Below are 17,217 nucleotides of genomic sequence, written 5' to 3'. Positions count from 1 at the left end.
GCTCTTTCCCTATTTTATTTTTCTAAAAAAATAATTTAATATAATAATATTATATAAAAAATATATAAGTTATTCATAATAAAAACTTCAATGTTTTTTTAAATAAGAAGTTTTTATTATGTTGTTAAAATAATAGGGATAATAATTGGTTTTCTTAAAATTAATTCATAAATTTTAGGAGCGATAAAATCGATAATTATTTTTTTTAAATGATTTTTATTGATTTTTTCAAATTTATATAAATATTCTTCAATCATTTTTTTGATTTCCCAAGAGGTTTTTTTTATTAATTCTTTATTACTTTTCATATAAATAAAACCACGTGAAAAAATCATAGGATTATTTAAAAGTGTTTTATTTTTTAAATTAATACTTACAATTATAGAAAATAAACCTTCTTCACTCAAAATTTTTCTTTCTTTTAAAATGCAATTACTAAGATCTTCTGTACCTGAATCATCAATATAAATATTATTAACTGGAATTTTGTTAGGGGTTTTTTCTATATAATCGTTATTTATTTTGGCGATATCACCATTATCTAAAATATAAATATTTTCTTCTTTAACACCGCATTCCATAGCTAATTGTTTATGAGCTACTAACATAATGTGTGTACCATGGACAGGAATAAAAAATTTAGGTTTTACTAAGTTTAATAATAATTTTAAATCATTTTGGCCAGCATGTCCTGAAGCATGAGTATTCACAACATCTCCGTGAATGATAACTTCAATATTCATTTTAAAAAGTAAATCTAAAACTTTATTTATACTATCTTGATTACCAGGAATTGGAGAAGAAGAAAAAATAACAGTATCTGTTTTTAATAATTTTATTTGTCTATGAATACCATTTGCCATTCTGCTAAGAGCTGCTAAAGGTTCTCCTTGTGATCCGGTACAAATTAGAGTAACATTAGGGTTTTTATCTAGATTATTATTGTTGATTATTTTATCTTTAGGAATATGTAAATAACCGTTTTTTATTCCGGTATCGATAGCTTTTTCCATACTACGTCCGAAAATAGCAATTTTTCTATTAGTTAAAAGGCTAGCTTCAATAATTTGTTTGATACGATAAAAATTAGAGGCAAAAGTAACTATTATAATTCTTCCTTTTATTTTGTAAAATAATTTGTTAATATTTTTGCTAATTTCATTTTCTGATTGAATAATTTCTTTATTTTGTGCATTAGTAGAATCAGATAAAAGACATAAAATATTTTTTTTCTTTAATTCCGTTAGTTTGTCATATTCTGTTAAAGGACCTATAGGTGTATTATCAATTTTAAAATCTCCTGTATAAAAAATAATTCTATCTTTATTATTAAAGACTATACCGAACGCGTCAGGGATAGAATGATTCATTCTTATAAAAGAAATTTTAGTATTACCGAATTGAAATTCTGAATCATTATTATATTTAGTTATAAGTTTTGTGTATTTATTTAATTTATGTTCAATTAACTTTGATTCTATTAAATTGAAAGCTATACCAGAAACAAATATTTTATTGATTTTGATTTTTTTTAATAAAAAAGGAATTCCTCCAATATGATCTTCATGACCATGCGTAATAAAAAGACCTTCAATTCTATTTTCGTTTTGCAATAGATATTCATAATTTGGAATAACATAATTGATTCCTAAAAAAGAATCGCCGAAAAAAGAAATACCTGAATCCACGATAAATATTTTTTGTTCGATTTCAAAAATATACATATTTTTTCCTACTTCACCTAAACCTCCTAAAGCATAAAAAAATATATCAGATTTTTTTAATTCGTGATTTTTATTTAATAAATTCATTATATTTGTCTTTCCTATTTAAATTTTATTTATTGTATTTATTATCAATAGTTATTAAAGCGGGTATGATGATTGGTTTTTTTTGTGTTTTTTTAAAAATAAATTTCGATAATTCTTCTCTTAAATAATTTTTAAAATCACTCCATTGATTTTGTTTATTATTTGTCAAAAATTCTTGAATTAAATTAGCGAAAAGTATTTTTATTTCTGATAAAAAAGATACAATTTTAGTTTTATCCAAGAAACCTTTACTTATTAATTCTATATTTCCTATAATTTTTTTTAATTTTAAGTTTAGGTTGCAAGCTATTATCAAAACACCATCATTTGCTAGTAATTCACGATCTTTTATAATATATTCGTTTCCCTCTAAAACTGGAGTACCATCAATTAAAAATTCTCCTAAGTTTTTAAAAGATTTTTTATTAATAGAAGGATTATTTTTTAAATCATAATTCCAACTATCTCCATTTTCTAGCATAAAAATTTTATTTGTATGAAAATTAAAATTTTGGGCAATTTTTTTCATTTGATATTGATGACGATATTCACCTATGATTGGCAATAGATATTTAGGGTTTAATAAATGTAAAATTAATTTAAAATTTTCTTCATAATTATAAGAAACTGTTAACAAATCTTTTATCAAGAAGTCAACAACAAAACCATTACGGGCTAAATAATCTATAGTTTTATTTTGAATTTTATCGATACCTGTTACTTCGATAGATAATAATAAAATTTTATCTTGGGGATGCAATTTCATTAAACGATCTGTTTGTTTGCACATTCTTTGTAAGCGATATAAAGGTTCAAATCGTTTACCTACTATTATGACTACTAAATTTTTATATTTTAAATAATCTTTCATTCCTTTTAAATTGACTAAAAATCCATTAGGAATTTTTAAATAACCTTTTTGAATAGCTATATCTACAATTTTTTCATTTTTTCTTCCTAACAAAGCTATTTTTAAATTAAATTCTACTGCAATATCAATAATTAATTGAATTTTTAATAAATCAGGAATTAAAAAAGAAATAATAATGTTGTTTTTTATACTTGCAAAATAGCTACTGATGGAGTATCCTAAAGCTTCTTCTTTTTTTTGTTCAGTAATGTGGAAAGCTCCTTGAGAGGCTACCATTAAAGCTAGAGTTTTTTTTGAATTTAATTTGGATAAAGCTAAAAAATTAGTTTGAAAATTTTTATTTTTAGATTGTAAAAAATGTATTTCACTAATATAAACTAAATAACCTTGTGAGGTTTCAAAAGCTACACCTAAAGTTTCAGGCAAAAAATGAGCTACTCTAAAAAAAACAGTTTTTGTATCTCCGAAATCAATTTGAGAATTTTCATCTATTGATTTAAATTCTACTTGAGAAATGTTTACATTATTTTTATTTTTATCGTTATTATTTTCTAAATTAGATTTTAAGATATCTATAACAAATTCCGAAGCATAAACAGGCGCTTTAAAATATTTAATTAAGTAAGGTAAAGAACCACAATGAGTTTCAAAAGCAGAAGTGATAAAAATACCTTTAATTTTATTTTTTACATTTTCTAAAGAAGTATACTCAGGAATTATTGAGTCTATTCCATGCATAGACATGTTAGGATATTTTAAACCCATGTCTAAAATAAAATAAGAAGATTTTATTTTTAATAAATATAAATTTTTACCATTTTCGCCTATTCCGCCTAAGACTGAAAATTCAATTTCTTGCATATGTAATGAAAAAACTCCCCATATAAAATTTTTAGAAAAAATAAATATTGATAAATATGAATAAAAATTTTTATAATATATTCATATTAAAACTTTTTTATATTAATTCGAATATTAATATATTGTTGGAACAAAAAGAAAGTTATAAATAAGATATGTTTAAAAAATTTGTTTTCAAAAACACAACTAAAAATAATAATAAAAGTAATTTAGGCAGCAATTTAGAAAGAGATATTAATTTGACTAATGATTTTTATCGAGATAATAAAATTGCTTTAATTTTTAAAAATGAAGTTCCAATTAAAGTTGTTAAGGTTGATTATTCTTCAAGAAAAAGAGCTAAAATAGTTGAAGCTTATTATTGTTTAAATTCTTTACCTGATTATCAAGGTCTTTATCGAGGTAGATATTTATGTTTTGATGTGAAAGAAACTAATAATAAAACGAGTTTTCCTTTATCTAATATACCTCAACATCAAATTGATAGTTTAAATCATGTAAAACAATTTAATGGTATTTCCTTTTTTATTATTCATTTCAAATTTCATAATAAATATTTTTATCTTCCGATAGAATTTTTGAATAATTATATTAAAAATTGTTCAAAAAAAAGTATTAATTACAAAATATTTGAAGAAAATTTACATCATATTGATTTAGTTTATGTTCCGAGATTAAATTATCTAAAAATAGTAGATAAATATTTATAAAAAAGAAACTATATTCTCTTGAAAAATTCTTTTTATAAAATGTAAACAAATACCAATAATTATATTAGTTATTATAACTGAGAAAAAGAAATACAAAAACATTAACAAACCAGGATTTATATTTAAAGAATTTTGTGCAGAATCTTTATAAGAAATCATATGATCAAAAATATGATGCGAAACATTTTTATTTTTATAAAATAAACAAACAAATAAAATATAAGAAATATTTTGAATAATTGTCATTAAGAATAAACTTATCCAAATATTTTTTGTTTTAAAAAAATTATTAGAATTTTTAGAACGAAAAATACCTATTAAAGAACAAGCTAAATAAGGAATTATAAATAAAAATAATAAAACTCCTATTATTAATAATGTTTCGTTGTTTTTACAACCTTTTTGTAATAAACTATGCTGATGAATACTATTATTGCTTTCTAAAATAATATGTATACAAATATATAATAAATCAGCATAAAAACTGTATTTAAAACCAAAAAAAAAACCTATTAAAACAAGAGGTAATAATTCTAATTTTATTAAAGAGTTTTGGCAATTGTGGCCGAAAATCACTTTGGTTAAAACGAATTCTATAATAAAAGAAATAGACAAAAGGAAAGAAATAAAAATTATTTTTTTTAATGAAGATTGTTTCATTTTTTGAATCTTTTTCGCATGCATACTTTCTTAAATTATAAAATTTATAATATAACTCATTTAACATATTAAATTATATTAGTAAATTTTATAATTTATATTTGTTTTTTTATTCATAAAATAAATTATTAATAGTACTTTTAATAAAAGTATAAATAGTTTTGGATTTTGTCTTTAATATTTTAGTCAGAAGACTATAAATTACGATATAATTTCAAAATATTCTAAAAAAATTAAATTTACAGTGATAATATTTTTTTAAAAAAAATTCGGAAATATGCCTTTTATATTTTAAATATTATTTTTTTATTTCCTAAACATTATAACAAAATAAATTTATAAATATAAAATGAAAATAATCAAAAATTAATTTTATTTTTTATTCGATAATTGTTTTATATGTTTGTTTTTAAGAATAAAAATAAAGTTATTTTTTTATTTTGGCAGAAAATAAAATGAACATTTATTTATAATATTGGATAGTTAAAAATGAAAAAACTTATTTAAGATATTATAAATAAATATTGTTATAATAGTATTGATATAAATAAAAAAATATTAATTTGTACTCAAAATTAGAATTTGAGAAAATTTTATAAATATACTTTGACATGAATTTATTATTATTTTTTATTTTAAAATATTATCGATATAAAATGAATAATTTAAAGCTGACAAAAGTTTAAAATTATTTAAAAACATTAATAGTAATAGATTAATAGATTATAAAGAGGGAAAACATGTATTCTATTAAGGATCTTTATAAGAATTATAATTTATACATAAATAGAAAAATTTCTATTAATGGTTGGGTTAGAAATTGTCGTTTTCAAAAAAATTTATTTTTTTGTGATTTAAATGATGGTTCTTTTATAGAAAACTTACAAGTAGTTTATAAGAACGTTCAAGACAAATATTTTAATGAAATAAAAGAGAATTTGCAAGTAGGAGTTTCTTTGTATTTAGAAGGTAATTTAGTTATTAATCCTAAAGCTTCTCAACCTATTGAATTATCAGCTGATAAAATAATTATTTTAGGTTTAAATCATGAGTCTTATCCGATTCAATCTAAAAAACATTCTAAAGTTTTTTTACGTCAAGTAGCACATTTAAGATTAAGAACAAAACTTTTCGGTTCTGTTTTTAGAATTAGAAATATGGCTAGTATGGCTATTCATGATTTTTTTCAAAAAGAAGGATTTATGTTAGCGCATACACCTATTATAACTACAAGCGATGGCGAAGGCGCTGGTGAATTATTTCAAGTCACTACTTTAGATTTAAATAAATTACCTTTAGATAAAAATCAAAAAGTAAATTATAAACAAGATTTTTTCGGACAACCTACTTTTTTAACTGTGACAGGTCAATTAGAAGGCGAAGCTATGGCTTTAGCTTTTAAAAAAATTTATACTTTTGGTCCTACTTTTAGAGCTGAGAATTCTAATACTTCTAGGCATATTTCGGAATTTTGGATGATTGAACCAGAAATAGCTTTTTGTGATTTAACAGAAAATATAAAAATAGCTCAAAAAATGCTTCAATATATTATTAAATTTTGTTTGAAAAATAATAAAGAAGATTTTTTATTTTTAGAACAAAATGTAGAACCTAATTTAATTCAAAGATTAGAAAAAGTAGCTTATTTGAAAGAATTTAAACGTATTAAATATAAAGAAGCAATTGAGTTTTTATTAGAAAGCGAAAAATCATTTGAAAATAAACCTGTATATGGATCAGATTTATCAACAGAACATGAAAGATTTTTAACTAATTTTTTCGGAGCACCTATTTTTATTACTGATTGGCCTGTTGATATAAAAGCTTTTTATATGAAAAATAACCCTGATAATGAAACTGTAGCGGCTATGGATTTATTAGTTCCGAAAATAGGTGAATTATTAGGAGGCTCTCAAAGAGAGGAAAATTTCAATATTTTAAAAGAAAAGATGATAAAATTTAATATTTCTCAAGAAGAATTAAATTGGTATTTGGATTTACGTCGTTTTGGCGGATGTATACATTCAGGTTTTGGTATGGGTTTTGAGAGGTTATTAGTTTATTTAACTGGTTTAGATAATGTTAGAGATGTTATAGCGTTTCCAAGAATCCCTAAAAAAGCTTCTTTTTGAAAAATTAAATTTAGAAATTAAAAAAATAATCAAAGGATTTTTCATTTATGGGAATAATATTAAATAACGTTTCTAAAGTTTTTATAAATAAAAAAAATAAATATTATGCAGTTCAAAATATTAATTTGAGTATTTCTACTGGAGAATTAGTTAGTCTTTTAGGCCCTTCAGGATGCGGCAAATCTACTATTCTTTATATGATTGCAGGTTTATCAAGAGTAACTGAAGGAAAGATTTTATTTGATGGCCAAGATGTTACTAATTTACCACCAGAAAAAAGAGGTATTGGTTTAGTTTTTCAAAATTATGCTTTGTATCCTCATATGACAGTTCGTCAAAATATTATTTTTCCTCTACAAAATTTAAAATTTTCGGATGAACAAATCCAACAAGAAGTCGAGAGAATTTCTGTTTTATCTTCGATCGAAGATTATTTAGATAAAAAACCTTCTGAATTATCTGGAGGTCAACAACAAAGAGTATCTTTAGCTAGAGCTTTAATTAAAAATCCTAAAATTTTATTATTAGATGAGCCTTTGTCTAATTTAGATACAAGACTTCGCTTAAAAATGAGAGAAGAAATTAGAAGAATTCAAAAAAAAACTAAAATTACAGCTATTTTTGTTACTCACGATCAAGAAGAAGCAATGTCTATTAGTGATAAAATTTATGTAATGAATAAAGGTATTATTCAACAAAAAGACGTCCCTAAACAAATTTATGAAAACCCAGTGAATTTGTTTGTGGCATCTTTTTTAGGCGTCCCTCATATTTCTCTTTTTAATGGACATATTGTGGATGATAAATTAATGATAGGTGATGCAGTTATTTCAACTAACGTCCGATTTAAAAATATGAAACAAAAAGAGGTTCATATTGGGATAAGACCGGAAGGTTATGTTGTTGAGAACAATGGTGTTTTGCAAATAGAAGGAATTACTTTAGAAAACATTGGTAGAGAATTATTTTTACTAGCTAAACATCCGGAATCTGTTTATAAAACTTTTCAAATTATTATTCCAACTTATAAACAAAAATTATTGGATTTATCTAACGTTTATAAAAAACAATTTCGTTTTAATATTGTAGAAAATAGATTTTTTATTTTCGATAAAACAAATGGTAATAGGATTTATTAAAATGTTTGATATTGTAGATCATAAAAAAACTAAATATTGGTATTATTTAACTCCAGCTTTGTTTTTTTTAACTATTTTTACTTTTTATCCTTTGACTAAAGTTTTTGTTATGTCTTTTACTAAGTATGATAAATTTAAAGATGTTTTTCAACTTGAAATGATAAATAATTATGGAACAGTCTTTCGAGATATGGAATTCCGATGGGCTTTAACAAATACTTTGTTGTTAGTTTTTATAGTGGTGCCATTATCAATTATTATCTCTTTAGTTATAGCTTTAGCTTTAAATAATGTTAAAAATTATTTTTTCAAAAACACTTGTAAAATCTTTTTTTTCCTACCTTTAATCTCTAATAATGTTATTATGGGAATGATTTTTAGCATTTTTTTTTATTATAATTTTGGTATTTCCTCTAATAAACCTAGTGGTTTGTTTAATAGTTTTATAAGTTTTTTTGGTTTTGAACCTTGTCAATGGGTAAATTCAACCGCTCCTTATGCTAATAAAATGTTTGTTTTAGTTTTATATAATATTTGGAATAGAGCATCATTTAAAATTTTTGTTTTTATTTTGGCTTTACAAGATATTAATAAATCATATTATCAGGCAGCTAAAATTGATGGAACTTCTAAGTGGCGTATTTTTACTAAAATTACTTTACCTTTAATCGCTCCTATTATTTTTTATCAATTTATTATAGAAATGTTAGCTGTTTTCAAAGAATATGAATCTGTTGTAGGTTTATTCGGAGATAATCATAATTTTAAAATAAGAACGATAGTAGGTTATATTTATAACCAATTATCTAGTACTACTCATAATTCTTATTCTAAAGGTACAGCAGCAGCTATGATATTATTTGTTATTTCAATTTTATTTACAACAATAAGTTATCTTATTTCTAGAAAAAAAATAGATTAATAAAAGGTTATAAGATTTTAATGAATTTAATTAATAAAATAAAAAATTTTTTCCTTAATTTTAGATATGATATAGTAGTTGCCAAAATAAAAAAAATTAATTTTTTATCTTTTTTAAGATCTTTATTTTTATTTTTAATTATTTTTTTATTTATTTTACCCTTTTATTTAATGTTCGTTACATCTGTTAAAAGTACGTCAGACATTATCCAAGATAATGGTTTATCTTTTCCTAAAACTTTGGAATTTATAAAAAATTATAAAGCAGCTTTTAAGGATCGATTTCACTTTATGCCTTATTTTTGGAATACTTTGAGAGTTACTTTTTTTTCTACTTTATTAGGAACTTTCTGTTGTATTTTAACTGCTTATGCCCTAAGTAATATTTTTCATTTTAAAATGAAAATTGTTATAATGTTATTATTATATTTGGGTCTAATGACAACTAGTGAAACCTTGACAATAATTAATTATAGGATTGTTTCTAATTTAGGTTGGGTAGATTATGGTAAAGGTTCTGATGTTCCTTTTGGAACTGATTATGCTTGTGCTTTCCCTTATCTAATTAATATAGTACATGTTTTATTGTTGTTAAGAACTTTTAAAAATGTTCCTGAAGAATTATATTATACTGCTAAAATAGATGGAACTAGTGATTGGAAATTTCTTTGGAAAATATTAGTTCCGATCGCTAAACCTACTATTATTGTTATTATGATTTTCAGAATAGTAGTTGTTTGGAATGCTTATGCTTGGCCAGAATTGATGGGAGCTAAGTTATTAACTAATACAGCAAGAAAAACTTTTGATACTGAAGTAGGCATAGATACGATGAATATTCAAATGGCAGTTACTGTATTGATTAATATACCTTTGATTTTGATTTTTATTTTTTTTAGAAAATATATTATTTCAGGAGAAAATAAAAGTGGTATTAAAGGGTAAAACGCAAAATTATTTATATCTTGTAGGATATTTTTTATTTTTGTTTCTTATACTTTTGATAATTAATGAAATAATTCGTGTTAAAGCTAAAAATAATAATATAGGAAATTTTGTTTCAGCTATTAACGAGGCAAATTTTAAAAATTATGAGAATAAATTTAAAGAATCCAAAAACGAAAATGAAAAGGTGAAAATTACTTTTTGGCATAATTTATATCCCGAAGAAGATCAAATTTTAAAAGAAATTATATCAGATTTTGAAAAAGAATATCCCGGGATTAAAGTTTTAGCTAGTAATAAAGGTAATTGGGGACAAATTTTTAAACATGTTACTAATGCTTTAACTGTTGATAAACAACCTAATTTAGTTGTTTCTTATCCTGATCATACAAGATTTTATTTTAAGTCTGGTAAAGTTATTCCTCTAAATAAGTTTAGAGAAGTAGATACAGATTTTGCTAAAAAATTAGAAGATTTTCCTTTTTTAAAAGGTTATTTTGAACCAATTCAAATAGAAGATAATAAAGATGAAGAAGGTATTGCAGTAGATAAAGATAATCGTTATTATCTGCCCTTTTTAAAAACTACTGAAATTATGTTTTATGATAGTTATTTATTAAAAAAAACATATGAAGAGTTGATGAAATCACCAGAATCACCCGACTTTATAAGATTTAAAGAATTAATTAAAGAAACAGGTTTTTTATCATTTGATAAAGATTCAAAATCACTTAAATGGTCAGATATGAAAGATATATGTAAAATTTTAAAACAAAAACAAACTCAAGATTTTATTCCAATAATAGTAGATAGTGAATCTAATTTATTTATAATCTCTACTAAACAAAAAAATATAAACTATCCAATAAGTAAAAATGATATAGATGATTTTTTAAATAAACCTGAAATTAAAGATATACTAGGAGATTTTAAGAAACTTTATGATAAAAAATATTTAACTTTAAGTAAATTAACTGGTGAAGAAAATATTAAAACATTAATTAATAATAAAAGTTTTGTTTTTTATATTACATCAACTAGAAATTTAAATACTTTGTCTAGCATGGAAGGTTTTACTCCTCATTTTCATTCTATACCTACATTTGGTCTCAGTAAGAATATTTTACAAGGTTCTAATATTAATTTATTTTCTTCTAAAGAAGAAGAAATATTTGCTTCTTGGTTTTTTGCTAAATATTTAGCATTGCCGCAAATAAATGAAAAATTCTTATTAAATAATAAATTTTTCAATATCACTCGTAAGAACTATTTGGATCAAAAGAATAACATAGAAAAAAAAATAGAAGACAAAATAATGGCTAACCCTGATTATTCCAAAGATGTTCAACAAATTAGAATAGAATTTTTTAAAAATTTTATTTTAAAAAATCCCACAAAAGAAAATGAGTTTTTTATTACTTCTACTTTTGAGAATTCCGATTTTTTTAGAAATATTATTACTGATTTGTTTATAGATGTTTTACAGATCTCACCGAATGATAATAATAAAAGAGAATTGATCCAAAAATTATTGAACCAGACTATTCAAAGGATACAAACAAATTAAACGAAATAAATTAAAAAAAATTATTTAATATTAAAGCGAGATATAATTTTTTATTCAATGATTTGAGAAATAAATAAAAGAAAGGCAAAAAGTTTATATAAAATGAAATTTATTAAAGAACAAATCGAAAAATTTGATACAATTATTATTCATGGTCATATAAGACCTGATGGAGATTGTTATGGTTCTCAATTAGGTTTAAAAGATATTATTTTGACAAATTTTTCTAATAAAAAAGTTTATGTTGTTGGCGAAGAAGAACCAAAAATATCTTTTTTAGGCCAAATGGATAAAATCACAGATGATATTTATGAAGAGGCTTTAGTTTTTATTTTGGATTGCGGCCAAGCTTCTGTTATTAGTGATCTTAGATATAAATTAGGAAAAATGGTTATTAGAATCGATCATCATTTATTTATAAAAAAAATTGGAGATTACGAATGGATAGATAGTAATTTCGCTTCTTGTTCGGAAATGATTTATTTTTTTAAGGAATTTCATAATTTTAAATTAACTAAAAAAGGCGCTTTACCAATTTATACAGGTATTGTGACTGATACGGGTAATTTTTGTTTCAGCAGAGTCAACTCAGAGACTTTAAGATTTGCTTCTGATTTATTAAAATATGGTTTTACCCCTACTGAAGTTATTCAAAAAATAAATATGAAAAATTTAGATTTTTTGAAATTTCAAGGTTATGTTTGTAATAATTTTACTTTGGATGAAGGTTTTCTTTATTTTAAATTTTCTGAAGACATTTTGGAAAAATTTAATTTAACTGTGGAATCAGCTTTCTCAATTATAAATATTTTAAGCGATATTGAACAATGCCTTGTATGGGCTTTCATTGTTCAATTTAAAAATAATAATTGGAAATTTAGTCTTCGTTCACGAGGTCCAGAAATTAATTTTATAGTTAATAAATTTGGTGGTGGCGGTCACCCAAAAGCTTGTGGTGTTGTTGTAGACACAAAAGATAAAGCTGATCAAGTTATTCAATTGATAAAAGAATCTATTAAAAAATTTCATTCAAACAAAAAATAAAAAAATATTGATTTTTAGCCATATGAAGATAGGACAATAACAAATATATGTTTTTTCACGATAACATTGCTGCTATTGCGACTCCTTTAGGAGTCGGAAGTATTAGTATTATAAGGGTTAGCGGTCCTGAAGCTATTCAAAATATTAATAAAATTTTTAAGAGTTCTAAAAAAACAATTGATTTATTAAATGTACCTTCTCATACTATTCATCATGGTTTTATTTTGGATAAAAATGAAGATGTTTTGGATGAAGTTTTAATTTCTATTTTTAAAATGCCTCATTCTTTTACTGGTGAAAATGTTGTTGAAGTCCAAGGGCATGGAGGTATTTTAATAACTCAATTATTATTAGAGAGAATTTTATCTTTAGATATTAGATTGGCTCAACCAGGCGAATTTACTAAAAGATCTTTTTTAAATGGCAAAATAGATTTAGTTCAAGCAGAATCCATTATGGATTTAATTTTTGCTCAAAATGAAAATGCTGTTAAATTATCTCATTTGGGTTTGCAAAAAAAAAATTCTAAATTAGTTCAAGAATTATCAGATAAAATTCTTAAAATAATAGGTCAAATAGAAGTTAATATCGATTACCCTGAATATATAGATATTGAACAAATGACTAATGATATTATTCTACCTCAAATTACAAAATTGATTTATCAAATGCAAGAAATTTTAAGTTCTTATACTAAAAATCGTTTTTTAAAAAATGGTATTAAAACTTTAATTATTGGTCGTCCTAATGTTGGTAAATCTAGTTTATTAAATAATCTTTTAAAAGAAGAAAGAGCTATTGTCTCTGATATCGCGGGAACTACAAGAGATTATGTAGAGGGATATGTTAATATTAAAGGTGTTTCTTTATTTTTGATTGATACAGCTGGTATTCGCCAAACTGATGATCCTTTGGAAAAAATAGGAGTCCAGAAAGCTAAGAAACTTTTAAAAGAATCAGAATTAGTAATATTATTATTAGATCAAAGCAATCCTTTAAATGAGGATGATGAAATATTACTTGAGATGACTAAAACATATTCTAGGATTATAATTGGTAATAAGTCTGATTTACCTGCTCAAATGGAATTACCTTTCATAAAAGATCAAATTATTCCAGTTTCTAATTATACCCAAGAAGGCATTGAAGAATTAAAAAATACTATTTTAAAAAAATTTCAATTAGATAATATTCAAGATAAAGACTTTAATTATTTTTCTAACGCGAGACATATTAAACAAATAGAAATCGCTCTTAAAGCTTTAAAAAATGTTGTTTCAGATATTGATCAAAAAATGCCCATTGATATACATACAATTAATTTAAAGGAAGCTTATAATGCTTTGGATAATATTTTAGGTAAAAATATTCCAGATTGTTTGCTGAATGAATTATTTTCTAATTTTTGTTTAGGAAAATAAAAAAACTCATTTTTTTAACATAAGTTACAAAGGAATCAGACATTAAGTAATGATTAATATTCAATTTAAGAAAGATTTTATACAAAAGTTTTCTAAAGGAATTAATGTTTTAGAAATTATACAACAAAATAAAATGACATTTTTACAAAAACCCATAGCAGCTTATTTTAATAATAAATTAATTGGTTTAAAAACAAAATTAGAAAAAGATGGGTTTTTAGAAGTTCTTACATCAGATAGACCAGAAAGTTTGAAGATTTTAAATTATAATACAGCTTTATTAATGGCTCAAGCTATTCAAAAAATTTATCCTGATGCTCTTTTGGCAATAGGTTTATGTCATAAAGAGGGTTTTTATTATGAAGTAGATTTTCAAAATATTAATTTTTCTCATAATGATTTACCCAATATAGAAAAAGCAATGTATCAAATTGTTGAAGAAAAACTAGATATTATTTCGACAAATATAATTTATAAAAGAGCATATGAAAAATTTGCTTTTAATAAATATAAATTAAAAATGCTTCAAAAAATGAAAGATAAGGAATTTATTAATATTTGTTCTTGTCGAAATTTCGAAGATTTACATTTTGATAACGTTCTTTTGACTAATACTAATATTATGAAACATTTTAAGTTGTTAAAAATATCTGGTTCTTATTTTGAAGGAAATATAAAAAATTCTGTTTTAACAAGAATTTATGGAGTATCTTTTTTTAATAAGAAAGATTTGAAACAATATTTAGATTTGTTAAAAGATAGAGAACAAAGAGATCATAAAAATATTAACAAAGAACAAAATTTATTTATGTTATCTTCAGAAGTGGGTTTAGGATTACCTTTTTGGTTACCAAAAGGGGCTACTATTAGACGTATTATAGAAAGATATATTATTGACAAAGAATTGAGTTACGATTATCAACATGTTTATACTCCTATTTTAGCTAATACTAAATTGTATCAAACCTCAGGACATTTAGAACTTTATAAAGAAAATATGTTTCCTATAATGGACTTACCTAATGAAGAAAAATTAGTTTTAAGACCTATGAATTGTCCACATCATATGATGATTTTTAAAAAACAATTACGTAGTTATAAAGATTTACCTATTAAAATTGCAGAATTAGGTATGATGCATCGTTATGAACATTCAGGTGCTGTATCTGGTTTGCAAAGAACAAGAGAAATGACTTTGAACGATGCTCATATTTTTATTAATGAAGAGCAAATTAAAGAACAAATTACTCAAATCATTCAATTTGTTTTAGAAGTTTATAAAGATTTTGATATCACAAAATATAATTTTAATTTAAGCACTAGAGATATCTTAAATAAAGATAAATATTTTGATAATGATCTTATTTGGGATAAATCAGAAACTTTTTTACGAGAAATCTTAAAAGAAAATAATATTTCTTATAAAGAAGTTCCAGGTGATGCCGCTTTTTATGGTCCCAAGTTAGATATTCAAGTTTTAACTGCTTTGCAAAATGAAGAAACTTTATCAACAATTCAATTAGATTTTTTGTTGCCACAAAAATTTAATTTGAAATATATAGGTTCAGATAATAAAGAATATACTCCTATCGTTATTCATAGGGCTATTATTTCTACTTTAGAAAGATTTATTTCTTATTTAATAGAACAAAATAAAGGTGTTTTGCCTTTATGGATTGTCCCAGTACAAGTTATTTTGATTCCTGTTCATAATCAAATTCATTTATCATATGCTACAAAAATAAAAGATTTATTAGTTAAAAATAATTTCAGAGTAGAATTAAATGATAAAGATTTTAGTTTAGGTTATAAAATAAGACAAGCGCAAAAAAATAAAATCCCTTATCAAATAGTTATAGGTGATAAAGAAATGAATAATGAGACTTTAACTTTTAGAAAATATCAAAGCACTAAACAAGAGACCCTTTGCAATGAAGAATTTATTCAAATGTTAAATAAAATTATTTTAGAGAAAAAATAAATTTTTTGTTAGATAGATTAACAATTGTTAATAAAAATATTCGAAAGACCTAACTTTTTAAAGTTAGGTCTTTTATTTTTTTTGTAAAATCATATAGTTATTGTTTGTTTTATTTGAACAAAGCTTTTTGTTGTAATATTACGATTGTATCTATAGCAAAATTGTTGTTATAAACCGCTTGCTTTTTTTTGTTAAATTATGTTGACTTTCTTTTTCAGAAACTCTTATTTCAGTAGTTATTGGATTATGAGATTGCGGTTCGTTAAAGGGTTTCTTTGCTAAATTTAAAACTTGCATAAACAACCAAATACCACCAAATATTATTATTGGCAATATAATACTGAGTAAAGCCGCTAATATTTGGATTACTAAGGAACCTAAATGAAATAACAAACTTAATAAAGACACACCCATATAGCAGCTAGGGCATGTTTATTATTGTTTTGTTTGTTTGAGTTGTCATAAATTATCTATATCTTCTTGTGTTAATACTTTGGCAAATGGAGGGCAATGGAGCTCTTTTGATTGTGTATTGTTTGGGTCTATTTTATTATTATTTGTGTATTGAAAACAAGTGTAAAATGTGTCGAACATATTTGGAGTTCTCCAAAAGTAATAAACATTTTCTGCTCCGTTAGTCGCTTCAATTACTTCATCAAAAGTATATTTGTTCCAATCTTTATCATTATCATCATTTCCTCCAAATCTAGTGCCCTTATCAAAATAAATTCCCACTAAATCAAAAGGAGGATATTTGATTTTTGTTTTTATTTTAGGATTATTTTTGCATTCATTAAATGAAGGAAACTGACCAATCCAACCATCATAATCAGGATTTAATTTTTTAATAAATGAATGTATTAAAGTATGATTTCGATAATTTCCTTCAAAAACTTTTTGAGATGAATGTTTAATTCTTCCTACATTATTATCAAATTCACTATCTGGAACAATATAATGATGATGTTTAACGCCGTTTATCTCTTCAATGTGAGAAGATGGATTTAAGTTCATTAATTTCGTTCATTATCTTATTAAAATCTTGATCGTTTTTATTTTCTTCTTCTAATTGTTTTTTGTGCTCTTCTTTTTTTATTGTATCTTCAAAGGGTTGAGTTCCATTAAAAATATAAGTGTTAAATAATTACATTTTG

General features: G+C 23.3%; 14 protein-coding genes. 9 read left to right on the top strand and 5 right to left on the bottom strand.

Annotated features, from left to right (window positions below; genetic code table 11):
- Positions 1 to 116: 116 nt before the first annotated feature.
- A complete protein-coding gene (locus ACTCUI_RS01415) occupies positions 117 to 1,811 on the bottom strand; it encodes a ribonuclease J (RefSeq protein ID WP_463431071.1) in 1,695 nt (564 codons plus the stop codon).
- A 25-nt stretch (positions 1,812 to 1,836) separates the two neighbouring features.
- Positions 1,837 to 3,543, bottom strand: a complete 1,707-nt coding sequence (locus tag ACTCUI_RS01410; protein WP_463431069.1) for a ribonuclease J — start codon at positions 3,541 to 3,543, stop codon at positions 1,837 to 1,839.
- A gap of 155 nt (positions 3,544 to 3,698) precedes the next feature.
- Between ACTCUI_RS01410 and recU the strand changes: the two genes are divergently transcribed.
- The gene (gene recU, locus ACTCUI_RS01405; RefSeq protein ID WP_463431067.1) at positions 3,699 to 4,253 is read left to right on the top strand and encodes a Holliday junction resolvase RecU; all 555 of its coding nucleotides are present in this window, start codon (positions 3,699 to 3,701) and stop codon (positions 4,251 to 4,253) included.
- Here the strand turns inward: recU and ACTCUI_RS01400 are convergent.
- Positions 4,248 to 4,937 carry an ECF transporter S component gene (locus tag ACTCUI_RS01400; protein WP_463431065.1) on the bottom strand — a complete coding sequence of 230 codons (690 nt, stop codon included), beginning with the start codon at positions 4,935 to 4,937 and terminating at the stop codon, positions 4,248 to 4,250. The two genes, recU and ACTCUI_RS01400, sit on opposite strands and share 6 nt — an antisense overlap.
- Before the next feature lie 716 nt (positions 4,938 to 5,653).
- Between ACTCUI_RS01400 and asnS the strand changes: the two genes are divergently transcribed.
- The 8 genes from asnS (at position 5,654) to thrS (ending at position 16,063) form a co-directional block, all read left to right on the top strand.
- Entirely contained in the window at positions 5,654 to 7,045 is a 1,392-nt protein-coding gene (gene asnS / locus ACTCUI_RS01395) for an asparagine--tRNA ligase (RefSeq protein ID WP_463431063.1), read from the top strand.
- A 47-nt stretch (positions 7,046 to 7,092) separates the two neighbouring features.
- On the top strand, positions 7,093 to 8,184 hold the full coding sequence (locus ACTCUI_RS01390; protein ID WP_463431061.1) for an ABC transporter ATP-binding protein: 1,092 nt from the start codon (positions 7,093 to 7,095) through the stop codon (positions 8,182 to 8,184).
- A 1-nt stretch (position 8,185) separates the two neighbouring features.
- The gene (locus tag ACTCUI_RS01385; protein ID WP_463431059.1) at positions 8,186 to 9,106 is read left to right on the top strand and encodes a carbohydrate ABC transporter permease; all 921 of its coding nucleotides are present in this window, start codon (positions 8,186 to 8,188) and stop codon (positions 9,104 to 9,106) included.
- 20 nt (positions 9,107 to 9,126) lie between these two features.
- Positions 9,127 to 10,050, top strand: a complete 924-nt coding sequence (locus ACTCUI_RS01380; protein WP_463431057.1) for a carbohydrate ABC transporter permease — start codon at positions 9,127 to 9,129, stop codon at positions 10,048 to 10,050.
- Positions 10,034 to 11,617, top strand: coding sequence for an ABC transporter substrate-binding protein (locus ACTCUI_RS01375; protein WP_463431055.1), 1,584 nt, complete (start codon positions 10,034 to 10,036; stop codon positions 11,615 to 11,617). Before ACTCUI_RS01380 ends, ACTCUI_RS01375 begins: the two co-directional genes overlap by 17 nt.
- A gap of 102 nt (positions 11,618 to 11,719) precedes the next feature.
- Positions 11,720 to 12,661: a DHH family phosphoesterase gene (locus ACTCUI_RS01370; RefSeq protein ID WP_463431053.1), complete on the top strand. Its 942-nt coding sequence runs from the start codon at positions 11,720 to 11,722 to the stop codon at positions 12,659 to 12,661.
- A 47-nt stretch (positions 12,662 to 12,708) separates the two neighbouring features.
- Positions 12,709 to 14,082: a tRNA uridine-5-carboxymethylaminomethyl(34) synthesis GTPase MnmE gene (gene mnmE / locus ACTCUI_RS01365; RefSeq protein WP_463431051.1), complete on the top strand. Its 1,374-nt coding sequence runs from the start codon at positions 12,709 to 12,711 to the stop codon at positions 14,080 to 14,082.
- A 49-nt stretch (positions 14,083 to 14,131) separates the two neighbouring features.
- On the top strand, positions 14,132 to 16,063 hold the full coding sequence (thrS, locus tag ACTCUI_RS01360; protein ID WP_463431050.1) for a threonine--tRNA ligase: 1,932 nt from the start codon (positions 14,132 to 14,134) through the stop codon (positions 16,061 to 16,063).
- Positions 16,064 to 16,213: 150 nt separating this feature from the next.
- Here the strand turns inward: thrS and ACTCUI_RS01355 are convergent, their stop codons facing one another.
- Together ACTCUI_RS01355 and ACTCUI_RS01350 are read right to left on the bottom strand one after the other, a co-directional pair.
- Positions 16,214 to 16,477, bottom strand: coding sequence for a hypothetical protein (locus ACTCUI_RS01355; protein ID WP_463431048.1), 264 nt, complete (start codon positions 16,475 to 16,477; stop codon positions 16,214 to 16,216).
- A 45-nt stretch (positions 16,478 to 16,522) separates the two neighbouring features.
- Positions 16,523 to 17,077: a hypothetical protein gene (locus tag ACTCUI_RS01350; protein ID WP_463431046.1), complete on the bottom strand. Its 555-nt coding sequence runs from the start codon at positions 17,075 to 17,077 to the stop codon at positions 16,523 to 16,525.
- Between the last annotated feature and the right edge of the window lie 140 nt (positions 17,078 to 17,217).

The organism is Brinjal little leaf phytoplasma (genome assembly GCF_978563805.1).
This window is presented reverse-complemented; position numbering and strand designations above follow the sequence as displayed.

Excerpts from the sequence above, each read along its gene's own strand:
- ACTCUI_RS01415 (WP_463431071.1), bottom strand. The coding sequence starts at position 1,811 with ATGAATTTATTAAATAAAAATCACGAATTAAAAAAATCTGATATATTT.
- ACTCUI_RS01410 (WP_463431069.1), bottom strand. The coding sequence starts at position 3,543 with ATGCAAGAAATTGAATTTTCAGTCTTAGGCGGAATAGGCGAAAATGGT.
- recU (WP_463431067.1), top strand. The coding sequence starts at position 3,699 with ATGTTTAAAAAATTTGTTTTCAAAAACACAACTAAAAATAATAATAAA.
- ACTCUI_RS01400 (WP_463431065.1), bottom strand. The coding sequence starts at position 4,937 with ATGCATGCGAAAAAGATTCAAAAAATGAAACAATCTTCATTAAAAAAA.
- asnS (WP_463431063.1), top strand. The coding sequence starts at position 5,654 with ATGTATTCTATTAAGGATCTTTATAAGAATTATAATTTATACATAAAT.
- ACTCUI_RS01390 (WP_463431061.1), top strand. The coding sequence starts at position 7,093 with ATGGGAATAATATTAAATAACGTTTCTAAAGTTTTTATAAATAAAAAA.
- ACTCUI_RS01385 (WP_463431059.1), top strand. The coding sequence starts at position 8,186 with ATGTTTGATATTGTAGATCATAAAAAAACTAAATATTGGTATTATTTA.
- ACTCUI_RS01380 (WP_463431057.1), top strand. The coding sequence starts at position 9,127 with ATGAATTTAATTAATAAAATAAAAAATTTTTTCCTTAATTTTAGATAT.
- ACTCUI_RS01370 (WP_463431053.1), top strand. The coding sequence starts at position 11,720 with ATGAAATTTATTAAAGAACAAATCGAAAAATTTGATACAATTATTATT.
- mnmE (WP_463431051.1), top strand. The coding sequence starts at position 12,709 with ATGTTTTTTCACGATAACATTGCTGCTATTGCGACTCCTTTAGGAGTC.
- thrS (WP_463431050.1), top strand. The coding sequence starts at position 14,132 with ATGATTAATATTCAATTTAAGAAAGATTTTATACAAAAGTTTTCTAAA.
- ACTCUI_RS01355 (WP_463431048.1), bottom strand. The coding sequence starts at position 16,477 with ATGGGTGTGTCTTTATTAAGTTTGTTATTTCATTTAGGTTCCTTAGTA.
- ACTCUI_RS01350 (WP_463431046.1), bottom strand. The coding sequence starts at position 17,077 with ATGAACTTAAATCCATCTTCTCACATTGAAGAGATAAACGGCGTTAAA.